The following is a 662-nucleotide window of genomic DNA, read 5'->3' on the forward strand; positions in this document are numbered from 1 at the left end:
GTGACTGGTCAGCAGGTCCCGATCGTGTGTCCGATTTGATCTTGGTTGCCTGACTGTCGATCATGGTGGGGTGCCCGCCGCCCACAAGCCTTCTTATGACGAGCTGGCGGCGTTGGTGGTGGTGTTGAGCGAGAAGCTGGCGGCGGCCGAGGCCGAGATCGCCGAGCTGCGGGCGCAGCTGGGGAAGAACAGCCGGAATTCCTCCAAGCCTCCCTCGTCGGACGGGCTGGTCAAGCCGCCGCCCAAGTCGTTGCGGGGCCGCAGTGGCAGGCGTCCGGGTGGTCAGGCCGGTCATCGCGGTCAGACGTTGTGCCAGGTCGCTGAGCCTGATCGGACTGAGCGGCACGAGCCGGGCTGCTGCCGGAGCTGCGGCGCCGGCCTTGCCGGTGCGCCTGAGACGGGCCTGGAACGGCGGCAGGTGTTCGACATCCCGCCGATCACGGTTGCCGTGACCGAGCATCAGCTCATCAAGCGGCGGTGCGGATGCGGCGCGGTGACCACGGCGGATGCCCCGGGCGGGGTGGAGGCGCCGGTGCAGTACGGTCCGAACGTCGCGGCGATCGTCGTCTATCTGTATGTGGGGCAGTTCCTGTCCAAGGACCGCACCGCGCGTGCGTTGGCCGAGTTGTTCGGCACGCCGATCTCTGCGGGCACGGTCGGGG

Annotated in this window: 1 protein-coding gene; it reads left to right on the forward strand. The window is 68.7% G+C overall.

Annotated features, from left to right (window positions below):
- Nucleotides 1–70: 70 nt before the first annotated feature.
- Nucleotides 71–662: DUF6444 domain-containing protein (locus tag ACGWYJ_RS38965; RefSeq protein ID WP_395111733.1), on the forward strand; the 592-nt coding region annotated here is incomplete at its 3' end.

This window comes from Actinomadura sp. SCN-SB (assembly GCF_043906805.1).
In the GTDB taxonomy this organism is placed as follows: Bacteria; Actinomycetota; Actinomycetes; order Streptosporangiales; family Streptosporangiaceae; genus Spirillospora.